Annotated in this window: 16 protein-coding genes; 4 read left to right on the top strand and 12 right to left on the bottom strand. The window is 72.2% G+C overall.

Going from position 1 to position 21,982, the window contains the following annotated elements:
* Nucleotides 1-53 precede the first annotated feature (53 nt).
* A complete protein-coding gene (locus ACZ6ZP_RS35085) occupies nt 54-1,154 on the top strand; it encodes a citrate synthase 2 (RefSeq protein ID WP_351162643.1) in 1,101 nt (366 codons plus the stop codon).
* A 178-nt stretch (nt 1,155-1,332) separates the two neighbouring features.
* On the opposite strand, the gene ACZ6ZP_RS35080 is transcribed toward ACZ6ZP_RS35085, so the two are convergent.
* The 9 genes from ACZ6ZP_RS35080 to ACZ6ZP_RS35040 form a co-directional block, all read right to left on the bottom strand.
* On the bottom strand, nt 1,333-1,941 hold the full coding sequence (locus ACZ6ZP_RS35080; protein ID WP_351162641.1) for a TetR/AcrR family transcriptional regulator: 609 nt from the start codon (nt 1,939-1,941) through the stop codon (nt 1,333-1,335).
* The gene (locus tag ACZ6ZP_RS35075) at nt 1,929-2,663 is read right to left on the bottom strand and encodes an enoyl-CoA hydratase family protein (RefSeq protein ID WP_469409835.1); all 735 of its coding nucleotides are present in this window, start codon (nt 2,661-2,663) and stop codon (nt 1,929-1,931) included. Before ACZ6ZP_RS35075 ends, ACZ6ZP_RS35080 begins: the two co-directional genes overlap by 13 nt.
* 27 nt (nt 2,664-2,690) lie before the next feature.
* On the bottom strand, nt 2,691-3,857 hold the full coding sequence (locus tag ACZ6ZP_RS35070) for an acyl-CoA dehydrogenase family protein (protein WP_351162637.1): 1,167 nt from the start codon (nt 3,855-3,857) through the stop codon (nt 2,691-2,693).
* The gene (locus ACZ6ZP_RS35065) at nt 3,854-5,833 is read right to left on the bottom strand and encodes an acetyl/propionyl/methylcrotonyl-CoA carboxylase subunit alpha (protein WP_469409831.1); all 1,980 of its coding nucleotides are present in this window, start codon (nt 5,831-5,833) and stop codon (nt 3,854-3,856) included. Before ACZ6ZP_RS35065 ends, ACZ6ZP_RS35070 begins: the two co-directional genes overlap by 4 nt.
* 7 nt (nt 5,834-5,840) lie before the next feature.
* The gene (locus tag ACZ6ZP_RS35060) at nt 5,841-7,442 is read right to left on the bottom strand and encodes an acyl-CoA carboxylase subunit beta (RefSeq protein ID WP_469409829.1); all 1,602 of its coding nucleotides are present in this window, start codon (nt 7,440-7,442) and stop codon (nt 5,841-5,843) included.
* Nucleotides 7,439-9,238, bottom strand: a complete 1,800-nt coding sequence (locus ACZ6ZP_RS35055; RefSeq protein ID WP_469409827.1) for an acyclic terpene utilization AtuA family protein — start codon at nt 9,236-9,238, stop codon at nt 7,439-7,441. Before ACZ6ZP_RS35055 ends, ACZ6ZP_RS35060 begins: the two co-directional genes overlap by 4 nt.
* A complete protein-coding gene (locus ACZ6ZP_RS35050; RefSeq protein ID WP_469409825.1) occupies nt 9,235-10,029 on the bottom strand; it encodes a TIGR03084 family metal-binding protein in 795 nt (264 codons plus the stop codon). Before ACZ6ZP_RS35050 ends, ACZ6ZP_RS35055 begins: the two co-directional genes overlap by 4 nt.
* 76 nt (nt 10,030-10,105) lie before the next feature.
* On the bottom strand, nt 10,106-11,131 hold the full coding sequence (locus ACZ6ZP_RS35045) for an EamA family transporter (protein WP_469409823.1): 1,026 nt from the start codon (nt 11,129-11,131) through the stop codon (nt 10,106-10,108).
* A 1,622-nt stretch (nt 11,132-12,753) separates the two neighbouring features.
* On the bottom strand, nt 12,754-15,585 hold the full coding sequence (locus ACZ6ZP_RS35040; protein ID WP_469409821.1) for an FAD-binding and (Fe-S)-binding domain-containing protein: 2,832 nt from the start codon (nt 15,583-15,585) through the stop codon (nt 12,754-12,756).
* Nucleotides 15,586-15,800: 215 nt separating this feature from the next.
* Between ACZ6ZP_RS35040 and serC the strand changes: the two genes are divergently transcribed.
* Complete coding sequence (gene serC / locus ACZ6ZP_RS35035; protein WP_361466080.1) at nt 15,801-16,919, top strand: phosphoserine transaminase; 1,119 nt, start codon at nt 15,801-15,803, stop codon at nt 16,917-16,919.
* A gap of 78 nt (nt 16,920-16,997) precedes the next feature.
* Here the strand turns inward: serC and ACZ6ZP_RS35030 are convergent, their stop codons facing one another.
* Nucleotides 16,998-17,909 carry an ABC transporter permease gene (locus tag ACZ6ZP_RS35030; protein ID WP_469409819.1) on the bottom strand — a complete coding sequence of 304 codons (912 nt, stop codon included), beginning with the start codon at nt 17,907-17,909 and terminating at the stop codon, nt 16,998-17,000.
* Nucleotides 17,906-18,922, bottom strand: coding sequence for an ATP-binding cassette domain-containing protein (locus ACZ6ZP_RS35025; RefSeq protein WP_469409816.1), 1,017 nt, complete (start codon nt 18,920-18,922; stop codon nt 17,906-17,908). Before ACZ6ZP_RS35025 ends, ACZ6ZP_RS35030 begins: the two co-directional genes overlap by 4 nt.
* Nucleotides 18,923-19,033: 111 nt before the next feature.
* Here ACZ6ZP_RS35025 and ACZ6ZP_RS35020 point away from each other — a divergent pair, with 111 nt between their 5' ends.
* Nucleotides 19,034-19,819, top strand: a complete 786-nt coding sequence (locus tag ACZ6ZP_RS35020) for a TetR/AcrR family transcriptional regulator (RefSeq protein WP_366462511.1) — start codon at nt 19,034-19,036, stop codon at nt 19,817-19,819.
* Between the two features lie 263 nt (nt 19,820-20,082).
* Here ACZ6ZP_RS35020 and ACZ6ZP_RS35015 read toward each other — a convergent pair whose 3' ends face one another.
* Nucleotides 20,083-21,090, bottom strand: a complete 1,008-nt coding sequence (locus ACZ6ZP_RS35015; protein ID WP_399974668.1) for a TolB-like translocation protein — start codon at nt 21,088-21,090, stop codon at nt 20,083-20,085.
* Nucleotides 21,091-21,186: 96 nt separating this feature from the next.
* On the opposite strand from ACZ6ZP_RS35015, the gene ACZ6ZP_RS35010 reads away from it, so the two are divergent.
* A complete protein-coding gene (locus ACZ6ZP_RS35010) occupies nt 21,187-21,906 on the top strand; it encodes an SGNH/GDSL hydrolase family protein (RefSeq protein WP_361467053.1) in 720 nt (239 codons plus the stop codon).
* Nucleotides 21,907-21,982: the final 76 nt, after the last annotated feature.

Below are 21,982 nucleotides of genomic sequence, written 5' to 3'. Positions count from 1 at the left end.
TCACGAGCTGTCTGTCACCACCATCTGTCGTACACATCACGAGGAGCCGCCTGATGTCCGACTTCGTACCCGGACTTGAGGGAGTCATCGCGTTCGAGACGGAGATCGCCGAACCGGATAAGGAAGGCGGCGCGCTTCGCTATCGCGGCGTCGACATCGAGGATCTGGTCGGCCACGTCTCCTTCGGCAACGTCTGGGGCCTGCTGGTCGACGGCGCCTTCAACCCCGGCCTGCCGCCCGCCGAGCCGTTCCCGATCCCGGTGCACTCCGGTGACATCCGCGTCGACGTGCAGTCCGCGCTCGCGATGCTCGCCCCCGTGTGGGGCCTGAAGCCGCTCCTGGACATCAGCGAGCAGGAAGCCCGCGACGACCTCGCACGGGCCGCCGTCATGGCCCTCTCGTACGTCGCCCAGTCCGCCCGCGGCCAGGGCCTGCCGATGGTGCCGCAGCGCGAGATCGACAAGGCCGACACGGTCGTCGAGCGCTTCATGAAGCGCTGGCGCGGCGAGCCCGACCCCAAGCACGTCCAGGCCGTCGACGCGTACTGGACGTCGGCCGCCGAGCACGGCATGAACGCGTCCACGTTCACGGCGCGGGTCATCGCGTCCACGGGCGCGGACGTCGCGGCGGCGCTTTCGGGCGCGGTCGGCGCGATGTCCGGCCCGCTGCACGGCGGCGCCCCCTCCCGGGTCCTCGGCATGATCGAGGAGATCGAGCGGACGGGGGACGCGGTCGCGTACGTGAAGCAGGCGCTGGACAAGGGCGAGCGGCTGATGGGCTTCGGTCACCGGGTCTACCGGGCCGAGGACCCGCGCGCGCGGGTCCTGCGCCGTACGGCGCGTGAGCTGGGCGCCCCTCGCTTCGAGGTGGCCGAGGCGCTGGAGAAGGCGGCCCTCGACGAGCTGCACGCCCGCCGGCCCGACCGCGTCCTGGCCACCAACGTGGAGTTCTGGGCGGCGATCGTCCTCGACTTCGCCGAGGTGCCGGCGCACATGTTCACGTCGATGTTCACCTGCGCGCGGACGGCGGGCTGGTCGGCGCACATCCTCGAGCAGAAGCGGACGGGCCGCCTGGTCCGCCCCTCGGCCCGCTACGTGGGCCCCGGCACGCGGGACCCCCGGGATGTCGAGGGGTACGGGGACATCGCGCGCTGAGGGATTTCCCCACCCCGTACAAGATGGCCTCAAACGCCGGCCGGGCTAACATAGCCCGGCCGGCGTTTGAGGACGAACTCGGCGAAGCCGGTGATGACGGCCACCAAGGCCCCCGCGCCGAGCGGCCCGCGGCGGAGCCGCACATGTCACAGCCGGGAAGCGGCGGGGTTGGGGAAATTCAGCGCAGCGCGCCCTCCACCAGCACCGTCCACTGCGCCACCACCCGCTCCCTGCGCCCTCCGTCGTCCGTCAGGAGATTGGCCAGGCCCAGGCCGCGGGCCATGTCCAGGAGGCCCTGGATGGTCTCCCGGACACCGGGGACGGACTCGTCGGCGTCCAGGAGTTCCACCGCTATCCGGTGCGTCTCACGCCCCACCCGCGCCTCGAGCTCCGTCACCCGCGTCCCCAGCTGGGGCTCGTTGGACGCCGCCACCCACAGGTGCAGCGCCGCCCGGAAGAGCGGACCCGTGTAGAGGTCGACCAGGGCGGCGACCACCGAGGCGCGGTCCTGCGCCGGGAGTTCCCGCAGGGCCGTGGACCGCTGCTCGGCCACGTACTCCACCGCCGCCGTGAAGAGGTCCTCCCGGGTGGGGAAGTGGTGCTGGGCCGCGCCCCGCGAGACACCGGCCCGCTCGGCGACCACGGACACCGTGGACCCCGCCCAGCCGCTCTCGGCGAGACACGCCACCGCGGCCTCCAGGAGCCGCTGCCGCGTCGCACGGCTGCGGTCCTGCTTGGGCGAGCGATCGGCGCGGTCGGCGCGATCAGCCGAGGTCACAGCACCCATGGGCACTCCCGTCGGTCGAGGAACGCCCCCATCCCCTCCCGCGCCTCCGCCGAGGCGAAGAGCCGCGCGGACAGGGCGATGAGGGAGTCCGTGTGGTGGTCGAATGCGTCGAGCACCCTAGCCGTGAGCAGCTTCTTCGTCTCGGCCAGGGCCTGCGGCGCCCCCTTCCGCAGCCCTTCGAGGAGAGGCGCGAGCTCCGCGTCCACGTCGTCCCCCGCCGCCGTCACCAGTCCGATCCGCGCCGCCTCCGCCCCGCCGAACCGCTCCCCGGTGAGGAAGTAGCGGGATGCCGCGCTCGGATCGAGGCGGGCAAGCAACGGCATGGAGATCACCGCGGGCGCCACCCCGATCCGTACCTCCGTCAGCGCGAACGACGCCCCCGGCCCCGCGACCGCCAGGTCGCACACGCCGAGCAGGCCGAGCCCGCCCGCCCGCACATGCCCGTCCACCCGCGCCACCACCGGCTTCGGCAGCTCCACGATCTGCCGGAGCAGCCCCACGAAGACGGCCGGGTCCGGCGGCTCCCGCAGATCGGCGCCCGAGCAGAACGTCGAGCCGGCGTGCGTGAGGACGACCGCGCGCACGTCGGGGTCCTTGCCGCAGTCCTCCAGCGCCTCCGCCACCCCTCGCAGCAGCCCCGCCGAGAGGGCGTTGCGGTTGGCGGGGTTGTCCAGGGTGAGCGTCACGATGCCGCGCTCCGGGGGCGCGTACACAAGTCCCATGCGAACTCCGTAGGTCGACGGCGTGGGTCAGTACGACTTGGGCAGGCCCAGCGTCTGGTGCGACACGTAGTTGAGGATCATCTCCCGGCTCACGGGCGCGATCCGCGCCACCCGTGACGCCACGATCAGCGACGCGAGACCGAACTCCTTCGTCAGGCCGTTGCCGCCCAGCGTGTGCACCGACTGGTCGACGGCCTTCACGCACGCGTCGGCCGCCGCGAGCTTGGCCATGTTGGCGGCCTCGCCCGCGCCCATGTCGTCGCCCTCGTCGTAGAGCCGGGCGGCCTTCTGCATCATCAGGCGGGCCAGTTCGATGTCGATGTGGGACTGCGCGAGAGGGTGCGCGATGGCCTGGTGGGCGCCGATCGGGCTCTTCCACACGCTGCGTTCCTTGGCGTAGCCGACGGCCCGGGAGAGGGCGTAACGCGCCATGCCGAGCGAGAACGCCGCCGTCATGATCCGCTCGGGGTTGAGCCCGGCGAAGAGCTGGAGCAGTCCGGCGTCCTCGTCGCCCACCAGGGCTTCGGGGGGCAGCCGTACGTCGTCCAGGGTCAGCTCGAACTGCTTCTCCGCCGACTGGAGTTCCATCTCGATCCGCCGCCGCTGGAAGCCCTCGGTCTCGCGCGGGACGATGAAGAGGCAGGGCTTGAGGTTGCCGGTCCGTGCGTCCTCCGTACGGCCCACGATGAGGGTCGCGTCGGCGATGTCGACGCCCGAGATGAACACCTTGCGACCGGTCAGGAGCCAGTCGCCGCTCGCACTGTCCTTGCGTGCGGTCGTGGTGATCCGGTGGGAGTTGGAGCCCGCGTCGGGCTCGGTGATGCCGAACGCCATGGTGCGGGTGCCGTCGGCGAGGCCGGGCAGCCAGGCCCGCTTCTGCTCCTCGGTGCCGAAGCGGGCGATGACGGTGCCGCAGATCGCGGGGGAAACCACCATCATCAGGAGCGGGCAGCCCGCCGCACCCAACTCCTCCAGGACGATGGACAGTTCGGCTATGCCGCCGCCTCCGCCGCCGTACTCCTCGGGCAGGTTCACGCCCAGGTAGCCGAGCTTGGCCGCGTCGGCCCACAGTTCGTCGGGGTGGCCCTCCTCCTGGACGACGCGGGTGAGGTAGTCGCGGCCATAGCGCTTGCCGAGTGCGGCGACGGCCGCGCGCAGGGCCTGGTGCTCTTCGGTTTCGAGGACGGTGCTCATACGGATTGCTCCTCCTGTACGGCGTCTACGACGTCTACGACTGCGAGCAGCGCGCCGACCTCGACCTGGCGGCCGGGAGCGGCGTGCAGGGCGGTGAGCGTGCCGGAGGCGGGAGCGGAGATGCGGTGCTCCATCTTCATGGCCTCCAGCCAGATGAGGGGCTGCCCGGCGGTGACCCGCGCCCCCTCGGCGAGCCCTTCGGCCAGGCGCACGACGGTGCCGGGCATCGGGGCGAGCAGGGAGCCCGGCGACTGCCTGGTGACGGGCTCGGGGAGCAGCGGGAGCGGGGTGAGGGCGGTGTTGCCGACGTACACGCGATCGTCGCCGTAGCGCCGCACGGCGAACTGCCGCCGCACGCCGTCGACTTCGAGCACGACCAGCTCGCCGGACACGGAGAGCACCCGCACCCCTTCGGCGGTCAGTCCCTCGCGCGTGTGCCGGTAGCGCACCTCGTGCTCGACGCCGTCCGGCTCGCTCCGCAAGAGCTTGACCTGCGGCTGCGAGGCGAGGTTGCGGAAGCCGCCGAACCGCGAGCGCCCGTGCGCGTCGGCGAGCGCGGCGGCCAGCGGGGCGTGCGGGTCGGGCGCGGGGGCGGCGAGTCCGGTGAGGTACCGGCCGTAGAAGCCCGTGTCCATGCGGGCCTCGACGAACTCCGGGTGCCGCAGGGACCGTACGAGCAACTCCCGGTTGGTGACGGGCCCGTGGACCACCGCACGCTCAAGCGCGCCCGCGAGGCCGCGCAGGGCCTGCGTGCGCGTGGGTGCGTACGCGATGGCCTTGGCCAGCATCGGGTCGTAGTGCACGCCGATCGTGTCGCCGTCCCCGTACCCCGTGTCGAGCCGCACGCCCGGCACGGAGAGCCGGTGCAGGGTGCCGGTCTGCGGGGCCCACTGTGCTGCCGGGTCCTCGGCGTAGAGACGGGCCTCGACGGCGTGGCCGCTCGCGGCGGGCGGCTCCTCCGGGAGCCGTGCGCCCTCCGCGACCTGGATCTGCAGCGCCACGAGGTCGATCCCGAACACGGCCTCCGTGACGGGGTGTTCGACCTGTAGCCGGGTGTTCATCTCCAGGAAGTGCGCCCGGTCGCCCGCGACCAGGAACTCCACCGTGCCCGCCCCGCGATAGGCGGTCACGCGCGCCGCCCGCACGGCCTGCGTGTGCAGTTCCTCGACAAGATCCGGGGCGAGGCCCGGCGCCGGGGACTCCTCGATGACCTTCTGGTGCCTGCGCTGGAGCGTGCAGTCCCGCGTGCCGAGCGCCCAGACGGTGCCGTAGGCGTCGGCCATGATCTGCACCTCGACGTGCCGCCCGCCCTCCAGATAGGGCTCGACGAAGACTTCGCCGTCCCCGAAGGCACTGGCGGCCTCCGCGCGCGCGGCGGCCAACTCACCGTTCAGGGCGTCCAGTTCACGTACGACACGCATGCCGCGCCCGCCGCCACCGGCCGCCGCCTTCACCAGGACCGGCAGATCGCCTTCGGTGACGTCGTCCAGGCCCATCGGCGCGATGCCCATGAGCTCCTTGGCGCGCGTCTTGGAGGCCATGGACTCGATCGCCTCGGGCGGCGGCCCGATCCACACGAGCCCCGCGTCCAGGACGGCGCGCGCGAAGTCGGCGTTCTCGGAGAGGAAGCCGTAGCCGGGGTGGACGGCGTCCGCGCCGGCCGCCTGCGCGGCCTTCACGATGAGCTCGCCGCGCAGGTAGGTGTCGGCGGGGGCGGACCCGGGAAGCCGCACGGCGGAGTCCGCCTCGCGGACGTGCAGGGCGTCCGCGTCGGCGTCGGAGTACACCGCCACGGTGGCGATGCCGAGGTCGCGGCAGGTGCGGAAGACGCGGCAGGCGATCTCGCCGCGGTTGGCGACGAGGAGCGTACTGATGGTCACGGGACCGGCCGTGGGCCCGGCCGCGGGGTTCGCCGGGGAACTCGTCAGGGAGCTGGTCAGGGGATTGGTCATGGGGGTCGTCAGGGGATTCGTCATGGGGTCCTCACATCCGAAAGACGCCGAAGCCACCGCGCGCGCCCTCGTAGGGGGCGGTGTGGATCGCGGACAGGCACAGGCCGAGGACCGTGCGGGTGTCGCGGGGGTCGATGACCCCGTCGTCGTAGAGCCGGCCCGAGAGGAACATCGGCAGCGACTCCGACTCGATCTGCTGCTCCACCATGGCGCGCAGACCGGCGTCGGCATCGTCGTCGTAGGGCTGCCCCTTGGCGGCGGCCGAGGCGCGGGCCACGATCGACAGGACCCCCGCAAGCTGCTGCGGGCCCATGACGGCGGACTTGGAGCTGGGCCAGGCGAAGAGGAAGCGCGGATCGAAGGCGCGCCCGCACATGCCGTAGTGCCCCGCTCCGTACGAGGCGCCCATCAGGACGCTCAGATGCGGAACCCGCGAGTTCGACACGGCGTTGATCATCATCGCGCCGTGCTTGATGATGCCGCCCTGCTCGTACTCCTTGCCGACCATGTAGCCGGTGGTGTTGTGCAGGAAGAGCAGCGGGATGTCGCGCTGATTGGCCAACTGGATGAACTGGGCGGCCTTCTGGGACTCCTCGCTGAAGAGCACACCCTGCGCGTTGGCGAGGATGCCGATGGGATAGCCGTGCAGCGAGGCCCACCCGGTCGTCAGGCTCGACCCGTACAGCGGCTTGAACTCGTCGAAGTCCGAGCCGTCGACGATGCGGGCGATGACCTCGCGCGGGTCGAAGGGCACCTTCAGGTCGCCCGGCACGATGCCGAGCAGCTCGTCCTCGTCGTACTTCGGCGGCTCGACGACCACGGCCGGATCGGCGTACGCCTTGCGCCAGTTGAGCCGCTTGACGACCCGCCGGGCCTGGCGCAGCGCGTCGCGCTCGTCCTCGGCGAGGTAGTCCGCGAGGCCGGAGGTGCGGGCGTGCATCTCGGCGCCGCCGAGCGACTCGTCGTCGCTCTCCTCGCCGGTGGCCATCTTCACCAGCGGCGGACCGCCGAGGAAGACCTTGGCGCGCTCCTTGACCATGATCACGTGGTCGCTCATGCCGGGTACGTAGGCGCCACCCGCAGTCGAATTGCCGAAGACGACGGCGACGGTCGGAATCCCGGCGGCCGACGACTGGGTGAGGTGCTTGAAGAGCGCACCGCCCGGAATGAAGATCTCCTTCTGGGACGGGAGATCGGCGCCCCCGGACTCCACGAGGTGGAGGGACGGCAGCCGGTTCGCGTGCCCGATCTCGTGGGCGCGGAAGGCCTTCTTCAGGGTCCACGGGTTGCTGGCCCCGCCGCGCACGGTCGGGTCGTTGGCGGTGATCAGGCACTCGACGCCCTCGACGACACCGATGCCGGTGACCATCGATCCGCCGACGGGGTAGTCGCTCCCCCAGGCGGCGAGCGGCGACAGCTCCAGGAACGGCGTATCGGGGTCGAGGAGCAGCTCGATCCGCTCCCGGGCGAGCAGCTTGCCGCGCCCCCGGTGCCGGGCGACGTACTTCTCGCCGCCGCCCTCCAGGGCCTTGGCCTGCTCGGTGTCCAGCTCGGCGAGCTTGCCGAGCATGGCCTCGCGGTGCTCGGCGTACTCGGCGCTCGCGGGGTCGAGCGCGGACGCGAGGACGGTCACGGGTGTACCTCCGTCGTCGGATCGGTCACTTCGGCTCCAGTCGGTGCGACCGCTTCAGCCGCTTCGAGGAGCGCGGCGGGCATGTCGAGGTGGCGGGCGCGCAGCCACTCGCCGAGCCCTTTGGCCTGCGGGTCGAAGCGGGCCTGGGACGCGACGCCGGCGCCAAGAATCCCCACGACGACGAAGTTCAGGGCCCGCAGGTTCGGCAGGACATGGCGTACGACGGTCAACTCCGCCGCCTCCGGGATGAGTTCGCGGAACCGCTCGACGGTCAGCTCATGGGCGAGCCACCGCCAGGCGTCGTCCGTGCACACCCAGACGCCGACGTTCGCGTCCCCGCCCTTGTCGCCGCTGCGGGCCCCGGCGACGAGGCCGAGGGGCGCGCGGCGGGTGGGGCCTGGCGGGAGGGGCGCGGGCAGGGCCTCTCCGGGTGCTTCGAGCGCTTCGAGAGGTTCGAGTGCGCGGGTGTCGCGGGGCTCCTGGACCGTGAGCCGCTCGCCGCCGGGCAGTACGGCGATGTGCTCGACGGTGCCGCGATCGACGTACGCGGCTTCGAAGACTCCGTAGGGCGCGCCCTTGCCCGGGGGCGCCGTCACGTGGAAGCCCGGGTAGCTGCCGAGGGCCAGCTCGATCGCGGCGCCGCTCAGGGCGCGGCCGACGGGTTCCTGCTGCGGGTCGCGCACGACGAGCCGCAGCAGGGCGGAGGCGCCTTCCTCGCTCGCGGCATCGGCCCGGTCGGCGCGAACAAGCTCCCACCGCACCTCCTGCGGCCGCGACTTCGACCGCCCCAGCGCGTCCTCGACCTGGTCCCGCACCAGCTCGGCCTTGGCCTCCACGTCGAGCCCGGTGAGGACGAAGACGACTTCGTTGCGGAAGCCGCCGAGCCGGTTCAGCCCCACCTTGAGGGTCGGCGGCGGGGCCTCGCCCCGCACCCCGGACACGCGGACCCGGTCGGGCCCCTCCTGCGTGAGGGTGACGGTGTCGAGCCGGGCGGTGACGTCGGGCCCGGCGTACCGGGCGCCGGAGGTCTCGTACAGCAGCTGCGCGGTGACCGTGCCGACGTCGACGAAGCCGCCGGTGCCGTCGTGCTTGGTGATGACGCTGGACCCGTCCGCGTGGATCTCGGCGAGCGGAAAGCCGGGCCGCCGCAGCTCACGCCGCTCGTGCCGGGCGAAGAAGGCGTAGTTGCCGCCGGTGGCCTGCGTCCCGCATTCGAGGATGTGCCCGGCGACGACGGCACCGGCGAGCCGGTCGTGGTCACCGTCCCCCCACCCGAAGTGCGCGGCGGCGGGCCCGCCGACGAGGGCGGCGTCGGTCACGCGCCCGGTGACGACGACGTCGGCACCGGCGCGCAGACAGGCGGCGATCCCGGAGCCGCCGAGATAGGCGTTGGCGGTGAGCGCATCAGGAAAACGCCCCCCGAGGTCATCACCCTCCACATGGGCGACCCGCACCCCGAGCCCCAACCGGTCGGCCAACTCCCGCACGACATCGGCGAGTCCACCGGGATTGAGCCCACCGGCGTTGGCGACGAGCTTGACGCCCCGCTCCAGGGCGAGCCCCAGGCACTCCTCCAGCTGTCGCAGGTAGGTCTTCGCATAGCCGCGCGCGGGGTCCTTGAGCCGGTCGCGCCCGAGGATCAGCATGGTCAGCTCGGCGAGGTAGTCGCCGGTGAGGACGTCGAGCGGGCCGCCGGTGAGCATGTCGCGCATGGCGTCGAAGCGGTCGCCGTAGAACCCGGAGGCATTGCCGATCCGCAGCGGCGGAACCCCCGCCGCCCCTCCCCGGCCGGTCATCGGCCGCTCCCCTTGGCGGGCCGCCCCGCCCCCGGCGGCCCCGCGAAGGCCTGCGCGATGCCCAGCCACCGCTCGGCGTCGGGGCCTTCCGCGCGCAGGGCGAGGTCGTCGCGGTGGGCGCGCTGCGTGACGAGAAGACAGAAGTCGAGCGCGTCCCCGGTGACGCGCTGCTCGGCATCGTCGGGCCCGCTGACCCACGACTCCCCCGAGGGCAACACCAGCTCAACCCGAAATACCCCTGCCGGCGCACTCAATCCCCGTACACCGAACGAGAAGTCCCGGGCCCGCACCCCGATATGGGCGACGTGCCGCAACCGATCCGTGGGCACCCGCACGACACCCAGGGCATCGGCGACGTCCTGGCCGTGGGCCCAGGTCTCCATCAGCCGGGCGGTGGCCATGGAGGTGGCGGACATGGGCGGCCCGTACCAGGGGAAGCGGGTGCCGCGCGGGGCGGCGGTCAGGGCTTTCAACAAGCCCTCGCGGCCTTCGCGCCACCGGGTGAGCAGCTCACCGGGCGGCAGCGCGGCCCCCTCATCGGCCCCGTCGTCGACGAACGACTCGGGAGCCGCGAGAGCCTCTTCGACCAGCCGCCCGAAGGCGTCGGCGTCGGTGACGGCGATCAGGGCGGCCCGGTCGGTCCAGGCGAGATGGGCGATCTGATGGGCGATGGTCCACCCGGCGGCGGGGGTGGGCCACGCCCACTCCTGATCACCCAACCCCTCTACCAGCTGGTCGAGTTCCTCGCTCTCACGGCGCAGATCGTCGAGTACGGGCACAGCTTCGGACACGGAGCGCTCCCCTCGGGGCACGGCGGTGTGCCCCGGAGCATGGCAGCGCTCGAGGAAACAAGCAAGCGTGCTTGCATTACTTTCCGGACGTCTCCGGGACGGGCCGCTCGGCGCCCTCGGCGCCCTCGGCGTCCTCGGCGTCCTCGGCGTCCTCGGCCGGGGCCAGCACGGCATCCGGGGTGGCCCCCGAGACGACATCCCCGGACTTACGGGCCCGACCGCGCCCGACCTGGGTCCGCACGGCGCCCATGCTGGCGGCGATGACCAGCGAGATGGCCAGGGCCTCGTTCACGGAAAGGGCTTGATTCAGTACGAGGAACCCGGCGACGGCCGCGATGGCGGGCTCCAGGCTCATCATGATCGCGAAGGTGGAGGCGGGCAGGCGCCGCAGGGCGAGCAGTTCGAGGGTGTACGGCAGCACGGAGGACATCACGGCGACGGCCGCGCCGAGCGCGAGCACCTCGGGCCGGACGAGCTTCTCGCCGGACTCGATGAGCCCGAGCGGCAGGAAGAGGACGGCGGCGACGACCATCGCGAGGGCGAGCCCGTCGGCCTGCGGGAAGCGGCGTCCCGTGCGGGCGCTGAAGAGGATGTACGTGGCCCACATGACACCGGCGCCGAGGGCGTAGGCGACACCGACGGGATCGAGCCCGCTGAACCCGCCCCCGCCGCCCAGCAGGAAGACGCCGCAGAGGGCGAGCCCGGCCCAGACGAGATTCACGGCACGCCGCGAGGCGAAAACGGACAGGGCAAGCGGCCCGAGCACCTCAAGGGTGACGGCGGGCCCCATGGGAATCCGAGCGACGGACTGATAAAAAAGCCCATTCATCCCAGCCATGGCCACCCCAAAAGCGACCACGGTCCCCCAGTCGGCCCGCGAGTACCCCCGCACCTTCGGCCGGCACACGATCATCAACACCAGCGCGGCGAAGGCGAGCCGCAGGGTCACGATGCCGAGGGCTCCGGCCTTGGGCATCACGCTCACGGCGATGGCCCCGCCGAACTGGACGGAGACCCCGCCCGCGAGCACCAGCCCGACGGGCCCGAGGGCACCCCAGCGCCCGCCGGGTGCCGCCTCCTGAGCACTCTTCGACGCGTCCACAGCCAACCCTTCCACTACTCCAGCCTCGACTAGTCCACTCACCTGAACTACCCCGTCCAAGGTAGTAGACCACGTCAGGATTGTGGAGCCATTTCACTGCTGTACGCAAACGGCGTCCGCATGCCGGGGCCGTCAAGGCCGCCTCCGGTCCGACCCGGATCCGACACCCACCGCCTGACCTGCCCGAACGCCACTCCTCAGGACGGCCACCCGATTACCCCCAGCCACACTGCACGAACAAGCTTTCCCGCCCACCCAGCCGATTGCCCTGCTACGTCGAACCTGGACCGGACCATGCCGCGACGAGGGAAGCCAGCCGCCGGGGCCCGGCACCTAATTCCGAGAAGGCGCATCCAGCAACACGTGCGCCCCCTCCCTGCCAGAACACAACTTTCCAAAGTAGGTGCGCCACACCACGCGGACTGCACGACCGGCCGCATGCATGCCCGGCGGTGAAGGACCCGTCCGGTGACCGAGCAGGTCCGGTGGTCAGCCGCTTGACGAGACCGGCACCGATCCCCGGGGCGACCGCGCACCACACACCCTTGCGGCCACCCCAGAAGATCCGGTCCGCACCCGGCAGTGAGACCCCACGGCCCTGCGGGAGTGGTCGAGAGTCCCGCCCCTCGGGCCGTCCGGTCGTCTTCCCTCGCGCGGTGGAGGGACGGGTGTCAAGGGTGGAGCGCAGCGGAATCGGCGCAGCCGACGCGACGCAGGAGCGCCCTTGACTCCCGTCCCGGAACCGCCAACCTAGGGACAACCGGGCGGCCCCGGCACCCAACGCACCAAAGCAAAGGTCCGGGGCGCCATCACACCCCAGGGACACCAACCTGCCGCTACCGAACCCCAACTGCCCCAGCCACAGCCCCAACCGGCTGCCCTACCGGGCGGGTGGAGCCGGGGTCCAGGCACCCGGCCAGGAGGGGGCGGGTGGGTGGAGGCGAGGCGCCGCCGCAGGATGCCGGGACACCGCTGCCACGGGTCAGCACCCCGAGTCCGGGCCCGGCACGCCGGACGCCTGACAGCAGGGCGCACCAGTGCCACGTCCGGCCCCACGGCCGGGGAGACACCCAGCTAGGAGGGGGCGGGTGGGTGGGGACCAGGCAGCACCGCAGGCTGCCGGGGCACCGCTGCCGCAGGCCCGGGAGGCGCAAACCATGGCCGGAGCCGATGACCGGGCGCGGGTGCCCAGCTCGGTGAGGGCAGGTGGGTGGGCCGAGGCGGCACGGCACCGGGGCACTGCTGCCACAGCAACGCCCCGAGCCCCGATCGACCACACCACTCCCCCGGAAGGCTCGACACCCGGCTAGGAGGGGGCGGGCGGGCGGGGACCAGGCGGCGCCGCAGGCTGCCGGGGCACCGCTGCCGTGGGCCGGGGGCGTGAGCCGTGGCCGGAGCCGGTATCCCGGGCTTGGTGCCCAGCGGGGTGAGGGCAAGCGGTTGGCACGAGGCGGCGCCGCAGGCTGCCGTGGGCCGGGGGCGTGAGCCGTGGCCGGAGCCGGTATCCCGGGCTTGGTGCCCAGCGGGGGAGGGCAAGTGGTTGGGACGAGGCGGCGTCGCAGGCTGCCGAGCCGCCGAAGCCGCGGGGCAGGGAAGTCACCACCGCCCCAGCCCAGCGCAGCTCAGCGCTCTCCCAACCCCTCCGCCAACACCTCCGCCAAATGCCGCCCCCGAACCCCCTCCCCCAACTGCTCCAGCTGCGTCCGGCAGGAGAAGCCGTCCGCAAGGACCACGGCGTCGGACGGCGCCGACCTGACCGCCGGCAGCAACTGCTCCTCCGCGCACGCCACCGACACCTCGTAATGCCCCGCCTCGAAGCCGAAGTTCCCCGCGAGCCCGCAGCAGCCCCCGCTCAACTCGCCCACCAGGCCCGCCTTCTCCCGAAGGCGGCGCTCGGCCCCGTCGCCGAGGACCGCGTGCTGGTGGCAGTGGGTCTGGCCCACCACCGCCCGCCCGATCCGCGGCGGCGACCACTCCGGGGCCAGTTCCTCCAGCGCCTGCGCGAACGTCCGTACGCGACCGGCAAGTTCAGCCGCACGCCCGTCACCCCCGTCGCCCCCGCCGCCCTCCCCCATCAGCTCCACCAGATCCGTCTTCAACGCCGCCGCACAGCTCGGTTCGAGCACCACGAGCAGCGCCCCCGAATCCAGCAGCGGCCCCATCCGCTCCAGCGTGCGCCGCATCACCGCGCGGGCCCGGTCCAACTGCCCCGTGGACACGTACGTCAGACCGCAGCACACGTCCCCCGGCGGTACGACCGGCCGCAGCCCCGCGTCCTCAAGCACCCGCACCGCCGCCCGCCCCACCCCCGGCGACAGATGATCCGTGAAGGTATCGGGCCACAGCACCACCGCCGGACCCCCCGAAGCAGCCCCCGCAGCCCCCCTCCCCCCGAACCACCGCCGGAACGACTCCCCCGCCAGCCGCGGAATCTCCCTCTCCCGCGCGATCCCGCCCCACCGCTTCGCCAGCGACGCCAGCACCCCCACCCTCGCCAGCGCATTGGCGATGCCCGCCGTCCGCGTCCGGTCCGCCAGCCGCAGCCACAGCGGCAGCCAGCCCATCGCGTAGTGCGCCGCGGGACGCCTGCGGCCCTCGTAGTGGTGGTGCAGGAACTCCGCCTTGTACGTGGCCATGTCCACGCCCACCGGACAGTCCGACCGGCACCCCTTGCAGGACAGGCACAGGTCGAGCGCGTCCCGTACCTCCTCCGAGCGCCACCCGTCCGTCACCACCTCCCCCGCGAGCATCTCGTGCAGCATCCGCGCCCGCCCCCGCGTGGAGTGCTCCTCCTCGCCCGTCGCCCGGAAGGAGGGACACATGACGCCCCCGCCCGAACCGGGCGACGTCGTACGGCACTTCGCCACGCCCACGCACCTGCGCACCGCCGCCGAGAAGTCCCCGCCGTCATGGGGGTAGCCGAAGGCCACGTCCACCGGCTTGCGCGGCAGCGGGTCGAACCGCAGGTTCGCGTCCAGCGGCGCGGGCCGCACCAGCATCCCCGGGTTCAGCAGGTCCGCCGGGTCCCACACCCCCTTCACCCGCTCGAACAGCCGGACGAGTTCAGCCCCGTACATCTTCGGCAGCAGCTCGGCCCGCGCCTGGCCGTCCCCGTGCTCGCCCGAGAGCGAACCCCCGTGCGCGACCACGACCTCCGCCAGATCCTCCGAGAAGCGCCGGAAGCGCCGCACTCCCACGTCGCTCATCAGGTCGAAGTCGATGCGTACGTGGATGCAGCCGTCCCCGAAGTGGCCGTACGGCGTGCCGCGCAGGCCGTGGTCGGCCAGCAGCCCCCTGAAGTCCCGCAGATACGCGCCGAGCCGGGCCGGCGGCACCGCGCAGTCCTCCCAGCCCGGCCACGCCTCACTGCCGTCCGGCATCCGCGTCGCCGTCCCGCTGGCGTCCTCGCGCACCCGCCACAGCGCGCGCTGCCCCGCCGGGTCCGTCACGACCACCGAGTCCACCGTGTCCCCGGAGACCGCCCGCGCGATCGCCTCCGCACGCGCGCGTGCCTCGCCCTCGCTCGCGCCGCCCGTCTCCACGAACAGCCAGGCGCCGCCCTTGGGCAGCCCGCGCGCTCCCTTGACGAGATCGGCCGCCATCCCCTCCACCGTCAGCGGGCCGTGCGGCAGCAGTCCGGCCGCGGCCTCCGCCGCCGCGCTCTCGTCGGCGTACCCGAGGACCGCGAGCGCACGCGCGCGCGGCGCGTCGACGAGGCGTACGACCGCCTCCGTCACCACGCCCAGCGTGCCTTCCGACCCGCAGAACGCGCGGGCCAGGTCCACGTCGCGCTCGGGGAGCAGGGCGTCCAGGGCATAGCCGGAGATGCGGCGCGGAAGGTCCGGGAAGCCGGTGCGCAAGAGCTCCAACTCGCCGTCGACCACAGCACGCAGGCCCTCCGGCGCGCCGGACCAGCCCCGCCCCAGGGCGAGCCGCGCGCCCGCGCCGCTGACGACCGAAAGGGACGAGACGTTGTCGGCGGTGGTCCCCCAGGCGACCGAGTGCGATCCGCAGGAGTTGTTGCCGATCATTCCGCCGAGGGTGCAGCGGTTGTGGGTGGACGGGTCGGGGCCGAAGGTCAGGCCGTGCGCGGACGCCGCGCCCCGCAAGTCGTCGCAGATCACCCCCGGCTGGACGACGGCGGTCCGCGATTCCGCGTCGAGGGACACGATCCGGTTCATGTGCCGGGTGAAGTCGAGGACGAGCCCCGTGCCGGTCGCCTGCCCGGCGATGGACGTACCGGCGCCGCGCGCGACGACGGGCACCCCCCGTTCTCGGCACACCGCGAGCGCCGCCGCCACGTCGTCCGCGTCGCGCGGGGCGAGGACGCCGAGCGGCACGCGCCGGTAGTTGGACGCGTCCATGGTGTTCAGGGCCCGCGCGGTGACGGAGAAGTCGACCTCCCCCCGCACAGCGTCTCGCAGGGTGCGCTCCAGGTCTCCGTGATCGCTCATGCCGTTCCTTTCCCCGGTCCCACCCCTACCCGAATCCCCCTGGCCACCTGCATCCCCTCCGGCTTCGCCGGAAATCCGGCCGCTCCGGCTATCGAGGAGCGGGGTCCGGGGCGGGGCCCTGGGCGGGGCCCCGCGCCGTCCACGGCGGGTGACGTGGCGGTCTCACCGGACGGACACCCCGAAGACGGCCCGCCCCGAGCCGCTAGGCTCACCTCGTGGCTGAGATCCAGATTCCCGCTGACATCAAGCCCGCCGACGGACGTTTCGGCGCGGGCCCCTCCAAGGTGCGCACGGAGGCGCTGGACGCGCTCGCCGCCACCGGTACCTCTCTGCTCGGCACCTCCCACCGCCAGGCCCCGGTCAAGAACCTGGTCGGCAAGGTGCGCGAGGGTGTGCGCGACCTCTTCTCCCTTCCCGAGGGGTACGAGGTGATCCTGGGCAACGGCGGCTCCACCGCCTTCTGGGACGTCGCGACGCACGGCCTCATCGAGAACAAGTCGCAGCACCTCAGCTTCGGCGAGTTCTCCTCCAAGTTCGCCAAGGCCTCGAAGCTGGCCCCGTGGCTGGCCGAGCCCACCGTGATCCAGAGCGAGCCGGGCACGCACCCGGAGCCGCGGGCCGAGGCGGGTGTGGACGTCTACGCGTTCACGCACAACGAGACCTCGACCGGCGTCGCGGCCCCCATCAAGCGGGTGGCCGGCGCGGACGCGGGTTCCCTCGTCCTGGTGGACGCCACCTCCGGCGCGGGCGGCCTGCCGGTCGACATCGCCGAGACGGACGTCTACTACTTCGCCCCGCAGAAGTCCTTCGCGTCGGACGGCGGCCTCTGGCTCGCCGCGTTCTCCCCGGCGGCGATCGAGCGTGCCGAGCGCGTCCACGCGAGCGGCCGGCATGTCCCGGAGTTCTTCAGCCTGCCCACGGCGATCGACAACTCCCGCAAGAACCAGACGTACAACACCCCGGCGCTCGCCACGCTCTTCCTGCTCGCCGAGCAGCTGGAGTGGATGAACAGCCAGGGCGGCCTGGAGTTCACGACCGGCCGCACGGCCGCGTCGTCGCAGGCGCTGTACGGGTGGGCCGACGAGTCCAAGTACGCGACGCCGTTCGTCACGGACCCGGCCAAGCGGTCGCAGGTCATCGGCACGATCGACTTCGCGGACGAGATCGACGCTGCGGCGGTGGCGAAGGCGCTGCGGGCCAACGGCATCGTGGACACCGAGCCGTACCGCAAGCTGGGCCGCAATCAGCTGCGGGTGGCGATGTTCCCGGCGATCGATCCGGCTGACGTCGAGGCGCTCACCCAGTGCATCGACTACGTGATCGAGAAGCTCTGACACTCGGCGGTTCTTCCGCAGTGGGGGGCGCCCGGCATCTGCCGGGCGCCCCCCACTGCGTAGACGAAGCTCAGCACCTCACCTGCTCAGCTGCTTGAACTTCCGTACCGCCAGCGGCAGGAACAGCAGCGAGATCGCCAGGGGCCACACCACCGCCATCAGCACCGCGTTCTGCTCGACCCAGCTCGCGCCGCCCGCACCGGGGTTGCCGAACAGTTCGCGCGCCGCCGTGCCCGTGGAGGACACCGGGTTCCAGGCGGCGATCGGTGCGAGCCAGTCCGGCATCAGGGACGGCGCGACGAAGACGCTGGAGATCATGGTGAGCGGGAAGGCGACCGCGTAGAGGCCGCCCGCCGCCTCGGGAGTGGGCACCACCAGGCCCAGGAACACCCCGACCCAGATCAGGCTGAACCGCAGCAACAGCAGCAGTCCGAAGGCGGCAAGCGTCTCCGGAAGGCCCTCGCTGGAGCGCCAGCCGATCGCCAGCGCGGTGAGCGCGAGGATCGTCAGCTCGGCGCACGCCACGATCAGGTCGGCCAGGCCGCGCCCGGCAGCCACCGCCGAAGGCGCCATCGGCATCGAGCGGAAGCGGTCGATGACGCCCTTGGTGGAGTCCGTGACGACCGCCATCGCGGTGTTCATGAAGCCGAAGGCCATGGTCATCACGAACATGCCGGGCATCAGGAACTGCTTGTAGTCGCCGTCATCGCCGCCGCCCGGCACCTTCATCGCCTCGCCGAAGACGAAGCCGTACAGGAGCACGGAGATGATCGGGAAGCCCAGCTGCCAGGCGATGTTGACGGGCTGGCGCTGGAACTGGGTGAGGTAGCGGCGGGTGACGTTCCAGGTGTCGGCGAGCGCCCAGTAGAAGCGTCCGTGCGAGGTGTCGGCGGTCAACGCGACCGACAGCTTCTCCGAGTTTCCCGAGTTTCCCGAGTTCTGCGAGTCCCCCGACTTCTGCGAGTTCTGCGAGTTCAGTACGGCGCTCATGCCGCGGCTCCCGTCTTAGTGTCGATCCCGGATACGTCGACGGGGGCGGCAACGCCCTCCTCGCACTCCGTCCGATGCCCCGTGAGCCGCAGGAACACGTCGTCCAGGCTCGGCCTGCGCAGTCCGATGTCCTCCACCGCGACCCCCTGGTCCTGAAGGGTGCGGGCCACGTCCGTCAGCGCGCCCACGCGGTCGGTCACCGCCGCCTGGACGCGCCGCTCCAGGTCGACGGCCTCGGGCACGCCCTGCGCGACCCGGGCGACGGCCTTCATGGCCGCCGGCAGATCGGCGGCCTCGCGCACCACGACCTCCAGGTAGCTGCCGCCCACCGTGTTCTTCAGGCCGTCGGGGGTGTCGTCGGCGATGGCGCGCCCCTGGTCGATGACGGTGATCCGGGAGGCCAGCTTGTCGGCCTCCTCCAGATACTGGGTGGTGAGCAGGACGGTCGTGCCCTCCGCGACCAGCTTCCGTACGGTGTCCCAGACTTCGAGGCGCCCGCGCGGGTCGAGCCCGGTGGTCGGCTCGTCCAGGAAGAGGACGGCGGGCGCGAGGATCATCGACGCGGCGAGGTCGAGCCTGCGCCGCATGCCGCCGCTGTACTGGCCCGCGCCCTTGCCCGCCGCGTCCACCAGGTCGAACTGCTCCAGGAGTTCCTGGGCGCGCCGCGCGGCCCGCTTGCCGCCCAGGTGGAAGAGGCGGCCGAACATCTCCAGGTTCTGCCGACCGGTGAGGACCTCGTCGACGGCCGCGTACTGGCCGGTGAGGCCGATGCGGCCGCGGACGACATGGGGCTGACGCACCACGTCGGCGCCCGCGACCTCGGCCCGGCCGCCGTCGAGGCGCACCAGCGTCGAGAGGATGCGTACGGCGGTGGTCTTGCCCGCGCCGTTCGGGCCGAGCAGGCCGTGCACCGTGCCGCGCTCGACGTGCAGGTCGAAGGCGTCCAGGGCCCGCTTCTCCCCGTATCGCTTGTCGAGCCCATCGGCCCGCACCGCGTAATCGTTCTCGCTCACTGCCCCTCCAGATCTTGCTCTGAGTACGCCGTACCCAATAGAGAGTACACCGTACTCAGTTCCTTGGGTACGGTGTACCCAATTAACGGTCCGGCGATTAGGCTGAGCGCCATGACGAGCACGAACGGCGGCGACACCCAGCGCACCGGCAGCGACATCTCCCGCAGCCTGGAACTGCTCTGGGGCGAGGGCGAGCGCCCCACGCGGGGCCCCAAACCCGGACTCACCCTGGACCGGATCATCACCGAGGCCGTGCGCCTGGCGGACACCGAAGGGCTCACGGCGGTCTCGATGCGCCGCCTGTCCACCGAGCTCGGCACCGGCACGATGTCCCTGTACCGGTACGTCCCCGGCAAGGGCGAACTGCTCGACCTGATGCTGGACCGCGTGTACACCCCGTCCGGCGACGCCGAGCCCCCGCCCGGCACCTGGCGCGAGGCCGTCGAGGCGTACGCCCGCGAGACGCTCGTCCTCTACCGCGAACACCCCTGGCTGCTCCAGGTCAACCAGGCCCGCCCGGTGCTCGGCCCCGGCTCGGTCGGCGGGCTCGAACGGACCCTGTCCGGCATCAAGTCGATGGGCCTGACCGACCCCGAGCTGATCGGCGTGATCGTCATGGTCGAGGGGTACGTCACCGGGGTCGCCCGCACCCAGGTGCACGAGATGGAGGCCGTGAAGAAGAGCGGCCTGACGGACGAGGCGTTCTGGGAGGCGCAGTCCCCGACCCTCGAACGGATCATGAAGAGCGGCCGCTACCCCCATCTCGCGGGCCTCTCCTCCGACGCGTTCGGCTCGCAGTTCGACCATTTCGAGTTCGGACTGCAGCGCGTGCTCGACGGCCTGGACGTTCTGGTGGCCGGGCGCGAGGCGGCGGGAAGCAGCGCACGGAAGGCATGACGCCGACTCCTGCGAGCCCCGCGGAACCCGGGGCGAGCGCCGCGGTCGCCCGTTCGGCCTGGAAGCCCAAGCGCATGCGGCGCAAACACCCGTCCCTGCACGGGGTGTTCGTCCCTCTCGCGCACAAGGTGAAGCGGGACAGGACGCTGCACTACGAGGTGCGGGTCCTGGGCGAGCAGCGCCGCCGGACCCGGCTACCAGCGCCGCCGGACCCTGGCTACCAGCGCTGCCGATCCCCGGCTACCAGCGCCCCCGGTCCCCGGCTACCTCCGCCGGAACAGCCGCCTCAGCCCGAAGAAGGCGGCGAGCACGACGGCGATGGTCAGCGCCCCCACCTTGAGGTCGCCGTCGATCCCGGAGCCCCCGCCGTCACCCGCGTCGCCGGAACTCCCGCCGCCGGACCCCGCGTTGTCGCCGCCCGCCCCCTCCGCCTCGACGGGTTCGACCTGGCTCTGCTCGCCCTCGCTGCCGTACATGAGGGTCGTCCCGTCCAGGGTGTACGTCACGGACTCGCCCTGCCGCTGGAGCGGCACGCTCAGCCGCCCCTGGCGCTCGGGCTTCTTCCCCTCGCCCTTCCAGGTGTACGAGACTCCGCCGAGGTAGCCGCGCAGCGCGAGCTGCTTGCCGTCGGGCGAGAAGGCGCCGTCCGTGGTCCAGAGGTCGGTGTCGCCGAGCCGCTTGAAGACGTTGACGCCGGAGGCGGACATCTGCGCGGGCCCTTCGTAGAGGCTGCCGCCCTCCTCCTTCTTGTCGGCGATATAGATCCGGCCGGTCTTGGGGTGCACCATCAGCGCTTCGGCGTCGCGCGCCCCGTCCGCGTACTTCACCGTGTACTGGGTGGCGCGGACGGTCCGGTCGCCCAGCTTCTTCGGCTCGGGCAGCTTGTAGATCCACACGTGGGACCAGGTGCCGCCGAGGTTGTCGCCGATGTCGCCGACATAGATGTTGCCGTCGGCGCCGACCGAGACGGCCTCGACGTCGCGGGGCTTGCCCACCCCGGTCATGGTGATCGTGGCGACGGTCTCGCCGGTCTTGCCGTCCACGGCGTAGAGCAGCGCGCCGTTCTTGTCCTGGTCGTTGTGCGTCCAGTAGACGCCGGGGTGGGCGCGGGACGCGGCGAGGCCGCTGGACTCGATGATGCGGGGGTCCTTGATGGTGAACCCGTCGTGGCCGTCGTCGGCGGCGGCGGGGCCGGTGGCGCCGGCGAGGACGAGCAGGGCTCCGGCACCGACGACACTCAGGGCACCCATCGAAGAACGCAGTGAACGCATGGGCCAAGCCTGCCACCCCGGCGCCGGAGGGCGGACGTCCGGCGGGTGTTCAGCCTCACATCGCAGGCCGGGTCCTTGATCCGGGATGATGAGCGGATGCTCAGGTTCATGTTCGTCGGTGACTCGATGACGATCGGCAGCGCGGGTGAACACACCTGGCGCTACCGCATGTGGCAGCACCTGCTGGCCTCGCTCGGTGACACGGACTTCGCCGTGGTCGGCCCGCGCACGGCGCTGCACGACAAGGTCTCCGGCGAGCCGGTCTCGTACGCCTACGCCGGCAGCGACCCGGACTTCCCGCGCCACCACTTCGCGGGCTGGGGCGAGGGCTGGCTGCACATGGCGCCGCGGATGGCGGACGCGGTGCGGCAGGACTCCCCCGACGTCCTGCTGATCTCGCTCGGCCTGATCGACCTGGGCTTCTACACGAACGCGGAACAGACCGCGGAGAACGCGCGCCGCTTCGTGGCCGAGGCGCGCTCGGCGAACCCCCACATCCGCCTGGTCCTGCTCCCCGTGATCCCGAACGTCCGGGCCAGGACCGACGCCCCGTTCGCGGCGGAGGTCGCGCGCTTCAACACGCTGCTCGCGAAGGCGGTGGCGGACCTGGACACGGGCGCGTCCCCGCTGATCCTGGCCTCGACGCCGACGTCGTACGACATCGACCTGGACACGTACGACGGGACGCACCCGAACGAGAGCGGCGAGCACAAGCTGGCGGCGGCGTTCGCGGACGCGATGCACCAGGCGTGGGGCCTGGGCGCGCCGTACGAGAGGGCGCCCCTGCCCCTGAGCGAGTTGTCGCCCACCGGCTGAAGTCGGCCACCGGCTGAAGTCGCCCACCGGCTGAAGTCGCCCACCGGCTGAGGTCGGCCCGGGCCCCATCCCTTCG

The sequence above is a fragment of the Streptomyces sp. NPDC054047 genome (assembly GCF_055585065.1).
This window is presented reverse-complemented; position numbering and strand designations above follow the sequence as displayed.